Source organism: Ralstonia sp. R-29, from assembly GCF_049913345.1.
Classification (GTDB): domain Bacteria; phylum Pseudomonadota; class Gammaproteobacteria; order Burkholderiales; family Burkholderiaceae; genus Ralstonia.
Genome location: NZ_CP184377.1, coordinates 1,988,051 through 2,001,730 on the forward strand (window position 1 = coordinate 1,988,051; position 13,680 = coordinate 2,001,730).

Consider the following 13,680-nt stretch of genomic DNA (forward strand, 5'->3'; position numbering starts at 1 on the left):
CTGCCGCTTGTCGTCATGATGCTGCCGTTCCGCCTCCGAGTGCCTCGCCTGACCGCCCTGTCGCCTGTCTTTGCCCTGATGCTGTGCGCCGGGCACGCCTTGGCGGAGGACAACGCATCAAGCTGGGCGAGCAACGATCCGGACCGCTTTGCCGTGCACGGCCAGGCCACCTACGTGTGGCAGCACGACTTGTCGTTTCACTCGCCTTACAGCGGCCAGAACAGCCTGTTGGAGCGATCCACGACCAGCTATTCGGTCACCACCACGCTCGACTTGGGCATGCGCCTGTGGCAAGGCGCGGAAGTGCATATCAACCCGGAAGTCGCCTTCGGCAAGGCCTTCTCGGAATTGCACGGCCTCGGCGGCTTCACCAACGGTGAGTTGGCCAAGACCGCCGGCCCTGACCCCACCGTCTACCGCGCACGCGCTTTCTTCCGTCAGACGGTCGGCCTAGGTGGCCCGAGCGGCGATAGGGAAGACCAGGAAGCCGAGATGAATCGGTTTGCCGGCCCGGTCGACAAGCGCCGCCTGGTCTTCACGGCCGGCAACTTCTCCGTGCTCGACGTATTCGACAGCGTGACCTACGCGCACGACCCGCGCACGCAGTTCCTGAACTGGTCATTCCTCACGCACGGCGCATTCGACTACGCCGCCGATGCGCGTGGCTACACCTGGGGCGCCGCGCTGGAGTATTACGACGGCGACTGGGCCTATCGCCTCGGCCGCTTCATCCAGCCGATTGAATCGAACGGCCTGGCGCTGGATACCCGCGTCGGGCGCCATTACGGAGACGTCTTCGAAGTCGAGCACAGCCATACGCTGGCAGGCCAGCCCGGTAAGCTGCGCGTCATGCTCTTCCGCAACAAGGCCAACATGGCGCGCTATGACGATGCCCTGGCACTCGGCCAATCCACCGGAAGCGCGCCGGACATCAACCTCGTGCGGCGCGAGAACACCAAGACCGGCATCGGCATTGGCGGCGAACAGCAGCTCTATGACGACATCGGCGTCTTTGCGCGCGCGTCGTGGGCAGATGGCAAGACGGAAACGTACGCCTTTACGGAAATCGACCGCGCTGTGTCATTCGGCGCCGTGATCAAGGGCAGCAAGTGGGGCCGCTCCGAAGACACCGTCGGGCTGGCGGCAGCCATCAATATGCTGTCGCCAGATCACCGTCGCTATCTGCAGCAAGGTGGCATGGGCGTCTTTCTGGGAGATGGCAAGCTGAACTACGCACCCGAGCAGATCGTCGAGGCGTTCTACAGCTTCCAGGCGGCCAAGCATCTGTGGATCAGTGCCGATGCGCAGTGGATTCGCAACCCCGGCTACAACGCGGATCGTGGCCCCGCCGTGTTCTTCGGTACGCGCCTGCATACCGAATTCTGACGAGCTAGCGCCAGCACCGGCGCCGGCTCAGAGCTGGCGCCGATCCAGCACCGCGCGGGCGATGGTGCCCGCATCCACATACTCCAGCTCACCACCCACCGGCACGCCGCGCGCCAGACGCGTCGCCTTGATGCCGCGCGCCTTGAGCATCTCGCCGATGTAGTGGGCCGTTGCCTCACCTTCGCTGGTGAAGTTGGTGGCGAGGATGACCTCGGCGCACGGCCCGCCCAGCGCCGGGTCGGTCGCGCGGGCCAGCAGGCGTTCGAGATGAATCTCTTTCGGGCCGATGTTGTCCAGCGGCGAGAGCCGCCCCATCAGCACAAAGTACTGGCCGCGATAGGTCAGCGTCTGCTCGATCATCATCTGATCGGCCGGTGTTTCCACCACGCACAGCACGGACGCATCGCGACGCGGATCCAAACAGGTTTCGCAGACGTCCTGCTCGGTGAAGGTGTTGCAGCGGCTGCAGTGCTGGATGGACTCGGTGGCCTCGCCCAGCGCCTGCGCTAGGCGCGCCGCGCCGTCGCGATCATGCTGCAGCAGGTGATACGCCATACGCTGCGCAGATTTCGGGCCGACGCCCGGCAGCACGCGCAGGGCCTCGACCAACATTTGCAGCGCCGATGGCGTGCCAGGACTGTTGCGCATCAGGGGTGCTCCGCCACCGCGGTGTAGTGCAGCACTTCCGGCATCGGATCATAGAAGTGATGCAGCAGCGCGCGCCAGCGCTGGTATTCCGCCGATTGCCGAAAACCCACGGTGTGGTCTTCCAGCGTCTGCCACTGCACCAGCAGCAGGTAGTCACTGGGCTTTTCCACGCAGCGCGACAGCGTCAACGAAATAAAGCCCCGCATCGCGCCGATGATGTGGCGAGCCTCGTTAAAGGCGGCCTCAAACGCGGCCTCCTCACCTGGCTTGACGTGCAGCAGCGCGGATTCCAGCACCATGGCGCGATCCTGAATTTAGAACGGCAGCTTGAAGCCCGGCGGCAGCATGCCCGCCATGCCGCCCAGGCCCGACGTCAGCGAGCCCATCTTCTCTTGCGTGGTGGCCTCGGCCTTGCGCACGGCATCGTTGAACGCAGCGGCAACGAGGTCTTCCAGCAGTTCCTTGTCTTCGCCTTCGGCCACGAGGCTCGGGTCGATCGACACGCGCTTCACGTCATTCTTGCAGGTCATCACCACCTTCACGAGGCCGGCGCCGGACACGCCTTCCACCTCGATCTGCGCGAGCTGTTCCTGCGCCTTCTTCATGTTTTCCTGCATCTGCTGGGCTTGCTTCATCAGCCCGGCGATCTGGCCTTTCATCATGGTCGTTGCTCCTTGGAATGGGTTATACAAAGCGCGCCGCTCGGTTGGGTGCGCCGGTGTTCAGTGTTCAGACGTGGAAAAGGTTCAGTGCGCGTGCGGTTGAATCGAACCGGGGACGACCTGCGCGGCAAAGTCCCGCACCAGCGCCTGGACAAACGGGTTGGCGGCGATGGCGTCTTCGGCATTGCGCTGGCGCTGTGCCCGCAGCTCGGCGTCCACGGCAGCGGCGGTGGCGCGTGCCGCACCGATATCGCAGGCTACGCGCACGGGCGTACCGAAGTGCTCGGTCAGCGCGGCTTCCAACCGTTCGACAACGCCGGCTTCAGTCAACGCCGGCAGCGGCACACGCAGGCGCAGCGTCACGCCCTCGACAGCCACCAGCTCACTTTGGTGCGCAAGCTGCTGGGCCAGGCCGCGCATCGGCAAACGCGCAGCCAGCGTGGGCCAATCACCGTCGAACGTGGTGAGACTGCTGGCGCTCAAGTCAGGTGGCGTCGCCGCAGCGACAGGCTCGGGCGCGGCAGTCTTGGCCGGCGCGGGCACCGCAACCGGTGCTTCGATCTGCGCAGGACGCGCTACGGGCTCCGATGTGCCAGGACGCGTACTCGAAGCGGAATCCCAGCTGGCAAACGCGGCATCCATCTCTTCAAACGAAGGTGACGCAAATTCGCCGGGCATTTCGTCCCAGGGCGGCGGGCCATCATCGGCGGGCGTGGCAGCCACGGTCGGCTGTTCACGGCGCGGCGGCGAGGAGGCCGGCGCGGCAACCGGATTCTCGCGATTCACAGGATTCGGGCGCGGCCCCGCAGCGGGAGCGGCTGGACGTGCGACGGGTGCAGGCGCAGCCATCGGTGCCGCTGCTGGCGCCGAAGCACCGCCACGGCCACGGCTTGACGCCTGACGCGCAGCCGCCAAGGCCTCCATGGCCGGCGAGCGACGCACCGGCGCGGCCGGTGTGGCAGCAGGCGCCTCGGCAACCGCGGCCACTGGCGCAGGTGCCGGCGGGCTTGCCTGGTAGGTTGCGCGCGGCGTCTCCACCACCGGTTCCTGGCGCACCGCCACCGGCGCTGCCTGGGCAACCGGCGCCGCCATCGGCGCAGTCGCCGTCACCGCCGAGCGTGTCGATGCAGCCGGCGCCGCTGCCAGCGGCATCGCTCGCTTGCCACCACCGCCCGAAGGCGGTGTCGTATCCCCACCCGACTGCCCGGGCTGGAACGCCAGCATGCGCAGCAGCGTCATCGTGAAGCCGGCGTACTCGTCCGGTGCAAGCGCCAGTTCATTGCGGCCCAGATTGGCGAATTGATAGAACAGTTGCACCGATTGCGCATCGAAACGCTCCGCCAGGCGGCGCACATCGTCGGCCTCGGGCCAATCGTCCTGCACGGCAGCGGGCACGACCTGCGCCAGCGCAATCTTCTGCAGCAGCGATGCGAGATCCTGCAGCGCGCCCGAAAAGCTCAGGCTGCGCCCGGCCATCTCATCGGCAATCTCGACGAGCCCTGCGCCGTTCTCGTCGGCCAGCGCATCGAGCAGGCGCACCAGGTAACTCTGATCAATCGCGCCAAGCATGCCGCGCACGGCGGCTTCGCTCACCTCGCCCGCGCTGTAGGCGATGGCCTGATCGGTCAGCGACAGCGCGTCGCGCATCGAACCCTGTGCCGCCGCCGCCAGCAAGCGCAGCGCATTCGGCTCATGGGCGATACCTTCTTCGCCGAGGATGCGATCGAGGTGGGACACGATGTGCCCCGGCGGCATCTGCTTGAGATTGAACTGCAGGCAGCGCGACAGCACCGTCACCGGAATCTTTTGCGGATCGGTGGTCGCGAGGATGAACTTGACATGCTCGGGCGGCTCTTCCAGCGTCTTCAACATCGCATTGAAGGCGTGGTTGGTCAGCATATGCACTTCGTCGATCATGTAGACCTTGAAGCGGCCGACCGTCGGTGCATAGACCGCACGATCGAGCAGCTGTGCCATCTCATCGACACCGCGGTTGGAGGCGGCATCCATCTCGATGTAATCGACAAAGCGCCCGGCGTCGATCTCGGTGCAGGCGCGGCATACGCCACAGGGCTGCGCGGTGATACCGCCCTGCCCGTCCGCGCCCACGCAATTGAGCGATTTGGCAAGGATGCGTGACAGCGTGGTCTTACCGACACCGCGCGTGCCCGTGAACAGGTAAGCGTGGTGTAGGCGCTGCTGTTCGAGCGCATGCGTGAGCGCTTTCACCACGTGTTCCTGACCGACCAACGTGGTGAAATCGCGGGGGCGCCACTTGCGGGCGAGCACTTGATAACTCATGCGGCGGATTGTAGCAAAGCGGTGTGGATTTCCGACGTGCATTCCGAGGGGCCAAACCTCGCACACGCCGAGCGAATTGCAAGGATATTCAGGTGGGGATGCGCGAGTCGGTTACAATGGCGGTCGGACGGGCCTCCTCGCATGGTGGCGCGGTCAACCTGGTCAGGTCGGGAACGAAGCAGCCACAGCCGTTTCCTGCCAGTGCCGAGGGTCAGGCTCGTCCCCCTTCTCTTTTCCCTCCGCATCCCCCTTCCCTTTTTGTGCTTGTTTCGCCCGCGTCAGAACAGCGCGCCTTGGCTGTCGTCGTGTGATGGCTGTGTCGGCTTGGGCAACGCTTCCAGATCGATCCATTCACCTTGTGCAGTTGCTACGCCGGCGCGAACGGTACGACCGGGATACATTGGCGTGACTGCGGCGATGTAGCCGCGCAACTGCTCTGCGTAAGCGGTGCGCTCAACGGGCAGCAGACGCAGCTTGTAGTCCACCACGAGGACTTCGTTGCCCCGCTCGATCAGGCGATCGATACGCAGCAGCGCGCCATCAGGGCTAAACAGTTCGACTTCGTTGTGAGCCGCATCGAAATGCGCGGGGTCAAATACGTGCGCCAGGGCATCGGCTGCGAGAATGCGGCGCACCGCTTCCGCGGCTCGGCTGGCCTCGGTTTGCGTGGTGCCGGTCGCCCCGAACCAACGTGTGATGGTGTCGGCGTCCGGCGCTTGTTCTGGCAAACCATGGCGCGTCAGGCGTTCCAGCACGGCATGCAGCAGTTCGCCCTGGGCGACAGCACCTTGATCAAACACGATATCGGCGCCTTCGGCTTGGGCACCGGCGCCACCGACGCGCACCGTCACCGTGAGCGGCGCGCGGAAGTCGTGATACGACACAGTTTCGCGCTCGGCGGCCCTGCCCTCTGGGGCCACCGCGTCGTCAAGCATCGGCGCTGGGGAGGCGACTCCGGCTGTCGCCAACAGCGTGTACCAGCTGGCGGTGCCGTCCACGTCGGGCACATCACCCTCATCGACCGATTGCGCTGCCGTCGCGTCGCGCTTGTTGGCAACGCCGGAGACGATCAACGCCTGACGGGCGCGCGTCATCGCCACATAGAGCAGGTTCCAGTTTTCACGCTCGGCAAGCGCGTTTTCCTGCGCGAACAGCGGATCGCGCGCGCGGCCCCGCTCGGCGGTCTTGCCGAATGCGGAGAAGTGCGTGGGCGCCTCAGCGCCGGGGGGCCAGTCGATCAGGATGCCTGCGCTATCAGCGCGGGTGTCGCTGTGATGGGTGTCGAGCAGCACCACAAACGGCGCCTCGAGCCCCTTCGACGCGTGTACGGTCAGGATTTGTACGGCATCCAGGCCTTCGCTGGCGACTTCGGCGTCGATGGCGTCTGGCGCTTCTGCATCGGCTTGCGTGCCTTCGTCGGGGCTTTCGTCCTCGTCACCCTGACGGATGGCGCGCAGCTCGGCCATGAACTTGGGCAGGCTTGGGTAGCGGCCGCCATCTAGGTCGAGCGCGAGTTTGAGGAATGCATCGAGGTTGGCGAGTACCTGGTCGCGATTGGCCGCTGGCGCACGTTCTGCGTAGCGGCGCTTGAGCTCGCCGGTGTAGACGATGTGATCGAGCAGATCGTGCACGGGCAACGTGGGCGCGACGGCCAACCAGCGCGCGAGCATGCGATGGGCATAGCGCAATGCCGGAGCGGCATCTGCTTGATTCGACAGTGCGATCAGGCGTTCCCACCACGTCGGCGCGAACGTACTGTCGCCAGCCTGCGCGATGGCGATCAGATCGTCATCCGTGACGGCAAACATCGGGCTGCGCAACACATGCGCGAGCGAAAGATCCGCCTGCGGCGTCATCAGGAAATCGAGCAGCGCGCACAGGTCTAGCGCTTCGAGCGTGGCGAGCAAGCCGCCCCGGCGTGGGCTGATGTAGGGCACACCGGCGTCACGCAGAGCGCGCTCGTAGTCGGCAAGGTAGCGCTTGCGGCGAACGAGCAGCTGGAAATCGCTCCAGCGCGCGGGGCGTTCCATGCCGCCTTCGCGAATGCGTTCGCTGGAGTGCAATGCGCGCAGGCAAGCGGCGACCTGTCGTCCCTCATCGTAGCGCTGCGAATCGCCAGTCTCTTCGCGCGGCTCGGTGAGCGTGTCGCGCGGGGCAGTTCCATCCACCTCCGCAGCCTCGGGCACAGGCACCAGCGGCAACAGCAGCGCTTGCCCGATGGGCGCATCCACGGCGGTGCTTTGCTCGGCGTAGATCGGGTAATCACCGCGCACGCGCGCTTGCAGAAACACGGCATTGACCCATTCCAGCACGGCCGGCGCGTTGCGGCGCGTGCGGTTGGTGCGCAGCACGGTGGCGCCAAACTCGGCAACGAGCATGTCGCGCGCGGCGTCGAACAAGCGCGCATCCGCACGGCGAAAGCGATAGATGGACTGCTTGGGATCGCCCACCAGAAACACGCTCGGCTGCGTGCCGGTGCCTGCATAGCCGGCCAGCCAGCCTTGCAGGATGCGCCACTGCATCGGGTTCGTATCCTGAAATTCGTCGAGCAGCAGATGCTTGTAGCGCGCGTCGAGCCGCACCTGCAGGTAGGCCGCCGTGTCCTCTTGCTGCATCAGGCGGGCGGCTTCCCATTCGAGATCGGTGAAGTCCATGGCGCGCGCCTGGCGCTTGTAGGCTTGGTAGCGGTCGATCAGCGCATCGCCCAGCGCAAACAATGCAGCGTTAACGGCACGCACGTGAGCTTCCTGCCGGCGCGCCTGAATGGTGGTCAGCGCTTCGCACAGCATGGCGTGCAGGGTCACCAGCGTTTGCGCGTGGTCATCGCCAATGACCTTGATGAGTGCCTTGGTTGGCTTGCAGGCGCGCGCCTTGCCCGCCTGCGTGTGGAAGGCGGCAAACAACGCATCAAATGCCTGCGCGCGTGCCGATTCGTCCGACAGATCGATCCCGCGCGCGGCCGTCACCGCAGATTCGATCGCCACCGCGCGCTTGCCTTCAGCCGCGCCGCCCTGCCCCAGCCAGCCTGATACGCGCAGCATGTCGGTCTGCAACGCCGCATCCTGCAATGCTTCAATCAATGGATCGATCGTCGCGTCGTCGCCAAGCAGTGTGTCGAGTGCATCCAACGGGCGGTCGCCCGCCTGCGTCTTGTAGGCCCACCAGTCACTGCGCTGGTGAAACATCGCATCGAGCAATCGACCGGCCTGGAAGTCGCCGACCAAGTCAGCCAGGGTTTCGTATGCCGCGCGCAACTCGGCATGATCCTCCGACAGCAGACCGCGCCAGAACGGCGCCCACGCCTCACGCCGCAGCCGACCGGCATCCTCACGCAACGAGGCGCCCTGCTGTACGCCCGACGACAACGGCGCCCCGCGCAGCAATGAGCCAAACCAACCGTGGAAAGTATCGATCGCCATGCGTTGCGGCGACTCCAACACACGCGCGTACAACCCGCGCGCTGCCTCGACCAGCGCTGGCGCATCACGCTCATCCACCGTGCGCGCGATCAGTTCGCGCACGACGCCGTCATCGTCTGCGCTCGCCAGTTGCGCGAGGATGTCCAGCAAGCGCTGCCGCATCTCTTCGGCCGCCTTGCGCGTGAACGTGATAGCGAGAATGTCGCCCGGCGCGGCGCCCACCAACAGCAAGCGCAGCATGCGCGTAACGAGCAGCCACGTCTTGCCGCTGCCCGCGCACGCCTCCACCACGACAGAACGCAGCGGATCGCACGCGGCGCGCGAAAAATCCTCGGGCGAGACAGCGGCGCCGTCGCGTTCGTAAGCGTGGTCGCTCATGCCTGGCCCTCCGGGTCACGCGGGGCGCCGTTGGTCCAATACCCCTTGCGGCAAAGGCCGCGCGCCGCGCAGTAGCGACACGCCGATTCATCACCAAAAGCCGGCAGCGGCGCACCCGCCGCCAAGGCCGTCATGTCTTTCTGCATTTGCTCGATCAACCAGTCGACAACCTGCGTGAAATCCGGCAGTTCAACATCGCGTTTGTCACCGCGCGCCTCGCCATCGAGCGAGACCCAACCACCCCGATCCGCGCGCGCATCGAGCACGCCATAGAACGGCAACTGGCAATCCTCGAACGGCGTTTTGGCGCGACGCACCAGCACCATGGGCGATTGCGTCTTGTAGTCCAGCACCGCCACACCGCGTTCTGCGTGTACATCAATGCGATCGATGCGGCCCCGCAAGCGCAGCGGGCGTTCATTCGGCAGGGTAATGGACGTGTCCACTTCCACCTCCCCGGCGTCGAAGTGCCACCCGTCGGCTTCGCGCGCGGCCTGCCATGCCAAGTACGACGGCATCACGCCCAGCCAGCGGCGATAGAACCGCAGCGCGTTGCCATCCTCGGCCAGCAACCGGCCGAACAGCTCATCGGTGATGGTCTGCAGCAGCGCCCGGCGATCCGCTGCGTCGTGCATCGGCGTCTCCAGCAACTGCCGGTGAAAGCGATGCAGGATCGCGTGCAGGATCTCGCCGATATCGCGCTTTTCCAGCTCGTCGGACACTTCTTCCAACTCGCCCAGCCGCAGCATGCGACCGACAAAGAACTGATACGGGCAGCGGCGCAGGCTGTTGTAAGCAGCAGCGCTGAGCGTGCCGGGCACCAGCGTGGGCGCTACGGGCGCGGGCATGTCGGTCGGCTGGCTGGTCGTCTGCAGGCTTGGCAACATGACGGGGGTATCGATGCGCATGCCGCCAACGGCCAGCCGGCGCTGCAAGCGCTCGAGCCAACCGGACAGACGATTGGGCTCGCCGCGCCCTCCATGGCGTTGCCAACTCAGCACGACCTCCGGCTGATTGAGCAGCACTTCGGCCAGGTCGCGTGCCTGCTGGGCGAAACGCTGTGCGCGGTCGGGCAACCCCAGTTCGCGGCGCACGTCGTTGGAGAAAAAGAGCCACTCCGGCTGCGCGGAGGGCAACTGCGCGTCATCACAACCCACCACCACCACGCCATCAAAGCGCCGCATGCGCGCGCCGTTCAGCGGCAGGATGACGACGCGCCGGTCCGCCGGCGGTGCAGGCTCGCTGAAGACAGCCGACTCCAGCAACATCGATAGCAACGCGCGCCATTCGACCAACGAGAAACGCGCTCCAGCATCCGCGCTGCCATGCACGGAGGTGCGCAAGCGGTCGATCCAATCCAGCAATTGGCGGCCAGCATCGTCGTTCTGCAGCCCGGTGCGCATGTGCAACCGATCGAGCGTGCCGGACAGTAAGGTCATCCAGGCGTCGAGCGTGGCATTGCCCGCGCGGCGCCACAGCGCTGCTTCATCGGCCAGCACGCCCAGCCGATCGGCCAAGCGACTGACTTGCGGCTCGCCATCCGCATCGTCGGCCGGGCGATCCACCACCAGGCGCCGCAAACGTCCCCACCCACCGGTGACGTTGTGCCGGCGCACACGGCGCTCCAGCTCCGTGACCCACGCGGGCGCGGGGGTGCCAGCACCGGTGCCAGTGTCAGCATCGCGCAGGCAAAACGGGCTCTTGATGAGGTCGAGCAGCGCGGCAGTATCGCCGTCGCCCTGCACGACATCCACCCAGCGCATCAACGCAGCAGCGGCGCGCGTGGTGGAGAGTTTCCAGCCGGTCTCATCACGCACCGGCACGTTCACGCGTGCAAGCAGCGCCCGCACCCGCCGCGCAACGATGCGATCCTGCGCCACCAGTGCCAACGAACGACGCCCAGCGTTCAGCCAATCGACCAGCGTATGGGCGGCAAACGCGGCTTCGTCCTCAAAACGCGCCGCACCAGCGATGCGCAGGACCGGCGCGGAAATCTGGCGATCGGCGTCATCGTCCGCGGCCTGTGCGGGTGTCGCACATTCGGGCCACGCGTGGAGCAGCAGGTTGCGGAAATCCGCATGCGTCGCCGTCTCCGCAGACGATGCCTGCGCCGCATTCCAGTCGTAGCCAATGCTCAGCACCGGTACGCGCTCGGCGGCGCGCTGCAGAAAATCCAGATCGACGGCTTCGGGATCTGTCGGACTCATCCACACAATCGGCCCGCGCAACGCGTCGAGCAAACGCCGCATCGCACGTAATCGCACCGGAATCGGGTCTGCCGCACTCGAGAGCAAGCGCCAGAACGTGAGCACGATGCGCGACTCGGTACCCAAAAAAAGCTCCGACAACTGTGCATACGTGCGCTCGAGCGCCTCGGCAAGCGCACCTTCCAGTTGATCCTGCCGGCCTTCAGCATCGCTATCCGCCGCATCGAGCGTCAGCCACCGCTGAGACAACTCATCGGACACGGTCACCAGCACCTGCGCCACGCCCCAGAGCGCCGCATCGTCTTGCGCACCGAGTGCTTCGCGCAGCCACGCTTGCGTCTTGAGCGCCTGCTGCACGGCCAGCAATCGCGACAGCGCGGTGCGTGCGGCGGGCAATCCGGGCTCGGGCGGCAAATCCAGCAGCCAGTGACCCAACGTCACAATACGCGGCAGCAAACGCGGTGTGCCGGCAGCCTGCGCGCTGGCATGCAGCGCACTACGCACGCCGGGGATTTGCGCGGCGGTCGGCACAACAACGGTGGCAGCGCCAGAAGATTGCGGATGCGCGTCGAGAAAGCGCCACGCCGCATCGGCGGCACGTGAGAGGAATGCTGGGCCGGGCGCGAAAGCGAGCGTCTGCATGCAGCGGAGAACAGGTGACGACAAACTGCAGCTATCGCTATCGGCCTGATAGCGACAATCAACAGTTGAAAAAGGGGGCGCCGGTACTATATCAGCAGCACCCGCACCGACAGTGGCCCCAATACACGCCGGTTCGCGTAATCGTGTAATGTATGGGTTTGGCGCACGTCGCCAGCTTTTACGAAATAACAGAGGTTCCCGCCATGAGCGACCAGATCAAGTATGTGAGCGACGCGTCCTTCGAGGCCGACGTGCTCAAGTCCGACAAACCCGTGCTCGTCGATTTCTGGGCCGAATGGTGCGGTCCCTGCAAGATGATCGCCCCGATCCTGGACGAAGTCTCCAAGGACTACGGCGAGAAAGTGCAGATCGCCAAGATCAACGTGGATGAAAACCAGGGTGTGCCGGCCAAGTTCGGCATTCGCGGCATCCCGACGCTGATCCTGTTCAAGAACGGTGCCGTGGCAGCGCAGAAGGTTGGCGCACTGTCCAAGTCGCAGCTGACGGCATTCCTGGACAGCCACCTGTAAGCCGTATTTGGGGGTAGCGCGCGATCCGTCGCGCTGCCTACACAGACGCTGGCGCACTTCCGCCTGGAAGCCCGCCAGCGTTGTGCTAAGATTGCAGCCAATCTGTTTCTCCGAGCGTTCGCTCGACCTTTCCCCCCTCCCCCGTTTCTCGTTTCGCCGCCCGTTCGGGCCCTTCCCATTCTTTCGTCTATGCATCTGACAGAACTGAAATCCTTGCACGTGTCCCAATTGCTGGAAATGGCGGGACAGCTGGAGATCGACAACGCGCAGCGCATGCGCAAACAAGAGTTGATGTTTGCCATCCTGAAAAAGAAGGCGAAACAGGGGGAAACGATTTTCGGTGATGGCACCCTCGAAGTGCTGCCCGACGGCTTCGGTTTTCTGCGCTCGCCGGAAACCTCGTATCTGGCCAGCACCGACGACATCTACATCAGCCCGTCGCAGATCCGCCGCTTCAACCTGCACACCGGTGACACGATTGAAGGCGAAGTCCGCACGCCCAAGGACGGCGAGCGCTACTTCGCGCTGGTGAAGGTCGACAAGGTCAACACGCAGCCTCCTGAGGCGGTCAAGAACCGCATCATGTTCGAGAACCTGACGCCGCTGCACCCGAACAAGCCGCTCATCCTCGAACGCGACATCAAGGCCGAAGAGAACATCACCGGCCGCATCATCGACATGATTGCCCCGATCGGCCGCGGCCAGCGCGCGCTGCTGGTGGCATCGCCCAAATCGGGTAAGACCGTGATGCTGCAGCACATTGCGCATGCCATCGCGACCAACCACCCGGAAGCCGAGCTGTTCGTGCTGCTGATCGACGAACGCCCGGAAGAAGTGACCGAGATGCAGCGCACCGTGCGCGGCGAAGTGGTGGCATCGACGTTCGATGAACCCGCCGTGCGCCACGTGCAGGTGGCCGAAATGGTCATCGAAAAAGCCAAGCGCCTGGTTGAACTGAAGAAGGATGTGGTGATCGTGCTGGATTCGATCACGCGTCTGGCTCGCGCCTACAACACCGTGGTGCCGACCTCGGGCAAGGTGCTGACCGGTGGTGTCGACGCCAACGCGCTGCAGCGCCCGAAGCGTTTCTTCGGTGCGGCACGTAACCTGGAAGAAGGTGGTTCGCTCACCATCATCGGCACGGCGCTGATCGAAACCGGCAGCCGCATGGACGACGTGATCTACGAAGAGTTCAAGGGCACCGGCAACATGGAAGTGCACCTCGAGCGCCGTCTGGCCGAGAAGCGCGTCTACCCCGCCATCAACCTGAACAAGTCGGGCACGCGCCGCGAAGAACTGCTGATCAAGCCGGACATCCTGCAAAAGGTGTGGATCCTGCGCAAGTTCATCCACGACATGGATGAAGTCGAAGCGATGGAATTCCTGCTCGACAAACTCAAGTCGACCAAGAACAACGCCGAGTTCTTCGACATGATGAAACGGGGCGGCTAAGTCTCTTCAGACGGTCTAGCCACGTATCGAAAAGCGCACCCAATGTGGTGCGCTT

The 13,680-nt window shown here is 65.0% G+C and carries 9 protein-coding genes and 1 other RNA gene; 4 read left to right on the forward strand and 6 right to left on the reverse strand.

Going from position 1 to position 13,680, the window contains the following annotated elements:
• Positions 1-15 precede the first annotated feature (15 nt).
• Complete coding sequence (locus tag ACN9M1_RS09280; RefSeq protein ID WP_426393786.1) at positions 16-1,386, forward strand: carbohydrate porin; 1,371 nt, start codon at positions 16-18, stop codon at positions 1,384-1,386.
• Positions 1,387-1,413: 27 nt separating this feature from the next.
• Here the strand turns inward: ACN9M1_RS09280 and recR are convergent, their stop codons facing one another.
• The 4 genes from recR to ACN9M1_RS09300 form a co-directional block, all read right to left on the reverse strand.
• On the reverse strand, positions 1,414-2,034 hold the full coding sequence (recR, locus tag ACN9M1_RS09285) for a recombination mediator RecR (RefSeq protein ID WP_426393787.1): 621 nt from the start codon (positions 2,032-2,034) through the stop codon (positions 1,414-1,416).
• Positions 2,034-2,333 carry an antibiotic biosynthesis monooxygenase family protein gene (locus ACN9M1_RS09290; protein WP_426393789.1) on the reverse strand — a complete coding sequence of 100 codons (300 nt, stop codon included), beginning with the start codon at positions 2,331-2,333 and terminating at the stop codon, positions 2,034-2,036. Before ACN9M1_RS09290 ends, recR begins: the two co-directional genes overlap by 1 nt.
• Before the next feature lie 15 nt (positions 2,334-2,348).
• Entirely contained in the window at positions 2,349-2,696 is a 348-nt protein-coding gene (locus ACN9M1_RS09295) for a YbaB/EbfC family nucleoid-associated protein (RefSeq protein ID WP_426393791.1), read from the reverse strand.
• An 84-nt stretch (positions 2,697-2,780) separates the two neighbouring features.
• Positions 2,781-4,997 carry a DNA polymerase III subunit gamma/tau gene (locus ACN9M1_RS09300; RefSeq protein WP_426393792.1) on the reverse strand — a complete coding sequence of 739 codons (2,217 nt, stop codon included), beginning with the start codon at positions 4,995-4,997 and terminating at the stop codon, positions 2,781-2,783.
• 126 nt (positions 4,998-5,123) lie between these two features.
• Here ACN9M1_RS09300 and ffs point away from each other — a divergent pair.
• Positions 5,124-5,222: signal recognition particle sRNA small type (gene ffs, locus ACN9M1_RS09305), an RNA gene on the forward strand.
• Positions 5,223-5,275: 53 nt separating this feature from the next.
• On the opposite strand, the gene ACN9M1_RS09310 is transcribed toward ffs, so the two are convergent.
• A complete protein-coding gene (locus ACN9M1_RS09310; protein ID WP_426393793.1) occupies positions 5,276-8,794 on the reverse strand; it encodes a UvrD-helicase domain-containing protein in 3,519 nt (1,172 codons plus the stop codon).
• Positions 8,791-11,643, reverse strand: coding sequence for a PD-(D/E)XK nuclease family protein (locus ACN9M1_RS09315; protein ID WP_426393794.1), 2,853 nt, complete (start codon positions 11,641-11,643; stop codon positions 8,791-8,793). The genes ACN9M1_RS09310 and ACN9M1_RS09315 overlap by 4 nt, the downstream gene beginning before the upstream one ends.
• A gap of 203 nt (positions 11,644-11,846) precedes the next feature.
• Between ACN9M1_RS09315 and trxA the strand changes: the two genes are divergently transcribed.
• Complete coding sequence (gene trxA, locus ACN9M1_RS09320) at positions 11,847-12,173, forward strand: thioredoxin TrxA (protein ID WP_426393796.1); 327 nt, start codon at positions 11,847-11,849, stop codon at positions 12,171-12,173.
• A 189-nt stretch (positions 12,174-12,362) separates the two neighbouring features.
• Positions 12,363-13,625: a transcription termination factor Rho gene (gene rho, locus ACN9M1_RS09325; protein ID WP_048934259.1), complete on the forward strand. Its 1,263-nt coding sequence runs from the start codon at positions 12,363-12,365 to the stop codon at positions 13,623-13,625.
• The last annotated feature ends 55 nt before the right edge of the window (positions 13,626-13,680 follow it).

Excerpts from the sequence above, each read along its gene's own strand:
- ACN9M1_RS09280 (WP_426393786.1), top strand. The coding sequence starts at position 16 with ATGATGCTGCCGTTCCGCCTCCGAGTGCCTCGCCTGACCGCCCTGTCG.
- recR (WP_426393787.1), bottom strand. The coding sequence starts at position 2,034 with ATGCGCAACAGTCCTGGCACGCCATCGGCGCTGCAAATGTTGGTCGAG.
- ACN9M1_RS09290 (WP_426393789.1), bottom strand. The coding sequence starts at position 2,333 with ATGGTGCTGGAATCCGCGCTGCTGCACGTCAAGCCAGGTGAGGAGGCC.
- ACN9M1_RS09295 (WP_426393791.1), bottom strand. The coding sequence starts at position 2,696 with ATGATGAAAGGCCAGATCGCCGGGCTGATGAAGCAAGCCCAGCAGATG.
- ACN9M1_RS09300 (WP_426393792.1), bottom strand. The coding sequence starts at position 4,997 with ATGAGTTATCAAGTGCTCGCCCGCAAGTGGCGCCCCCGCGATTTCACC.
- ACN9M1_RS09310 (WP_426393793.1), bottom strand. The coding sequence starts at position 8,794 with ATGAGCGACCACGCTTACGAACGCGACGGCGCCGCTGTCTCGCCCGAG.
- ACN9M1_RS09315 (WP_426393794.1), bottom strand. The coding sequence starts at position 11,643 with ATGCAGACGCTCGCTTTCGCGCCCGGCCCAGCATTCCTCTCACGTGCC.
- trxA (WP_426393796.1), top strand. The coding sequence starts at position 11,847 with ATGAGCGACCAGATCAAGTATGTGAGCGACGCGTCCTTCGAGGCCGAC.
- rho (WP_048934259.1), top strand. The coding sequence starts at position 12,363 with ATGCATCTGACAGAACTGAAATCCTTGCACGTGTCCCAATTGCTGGAA.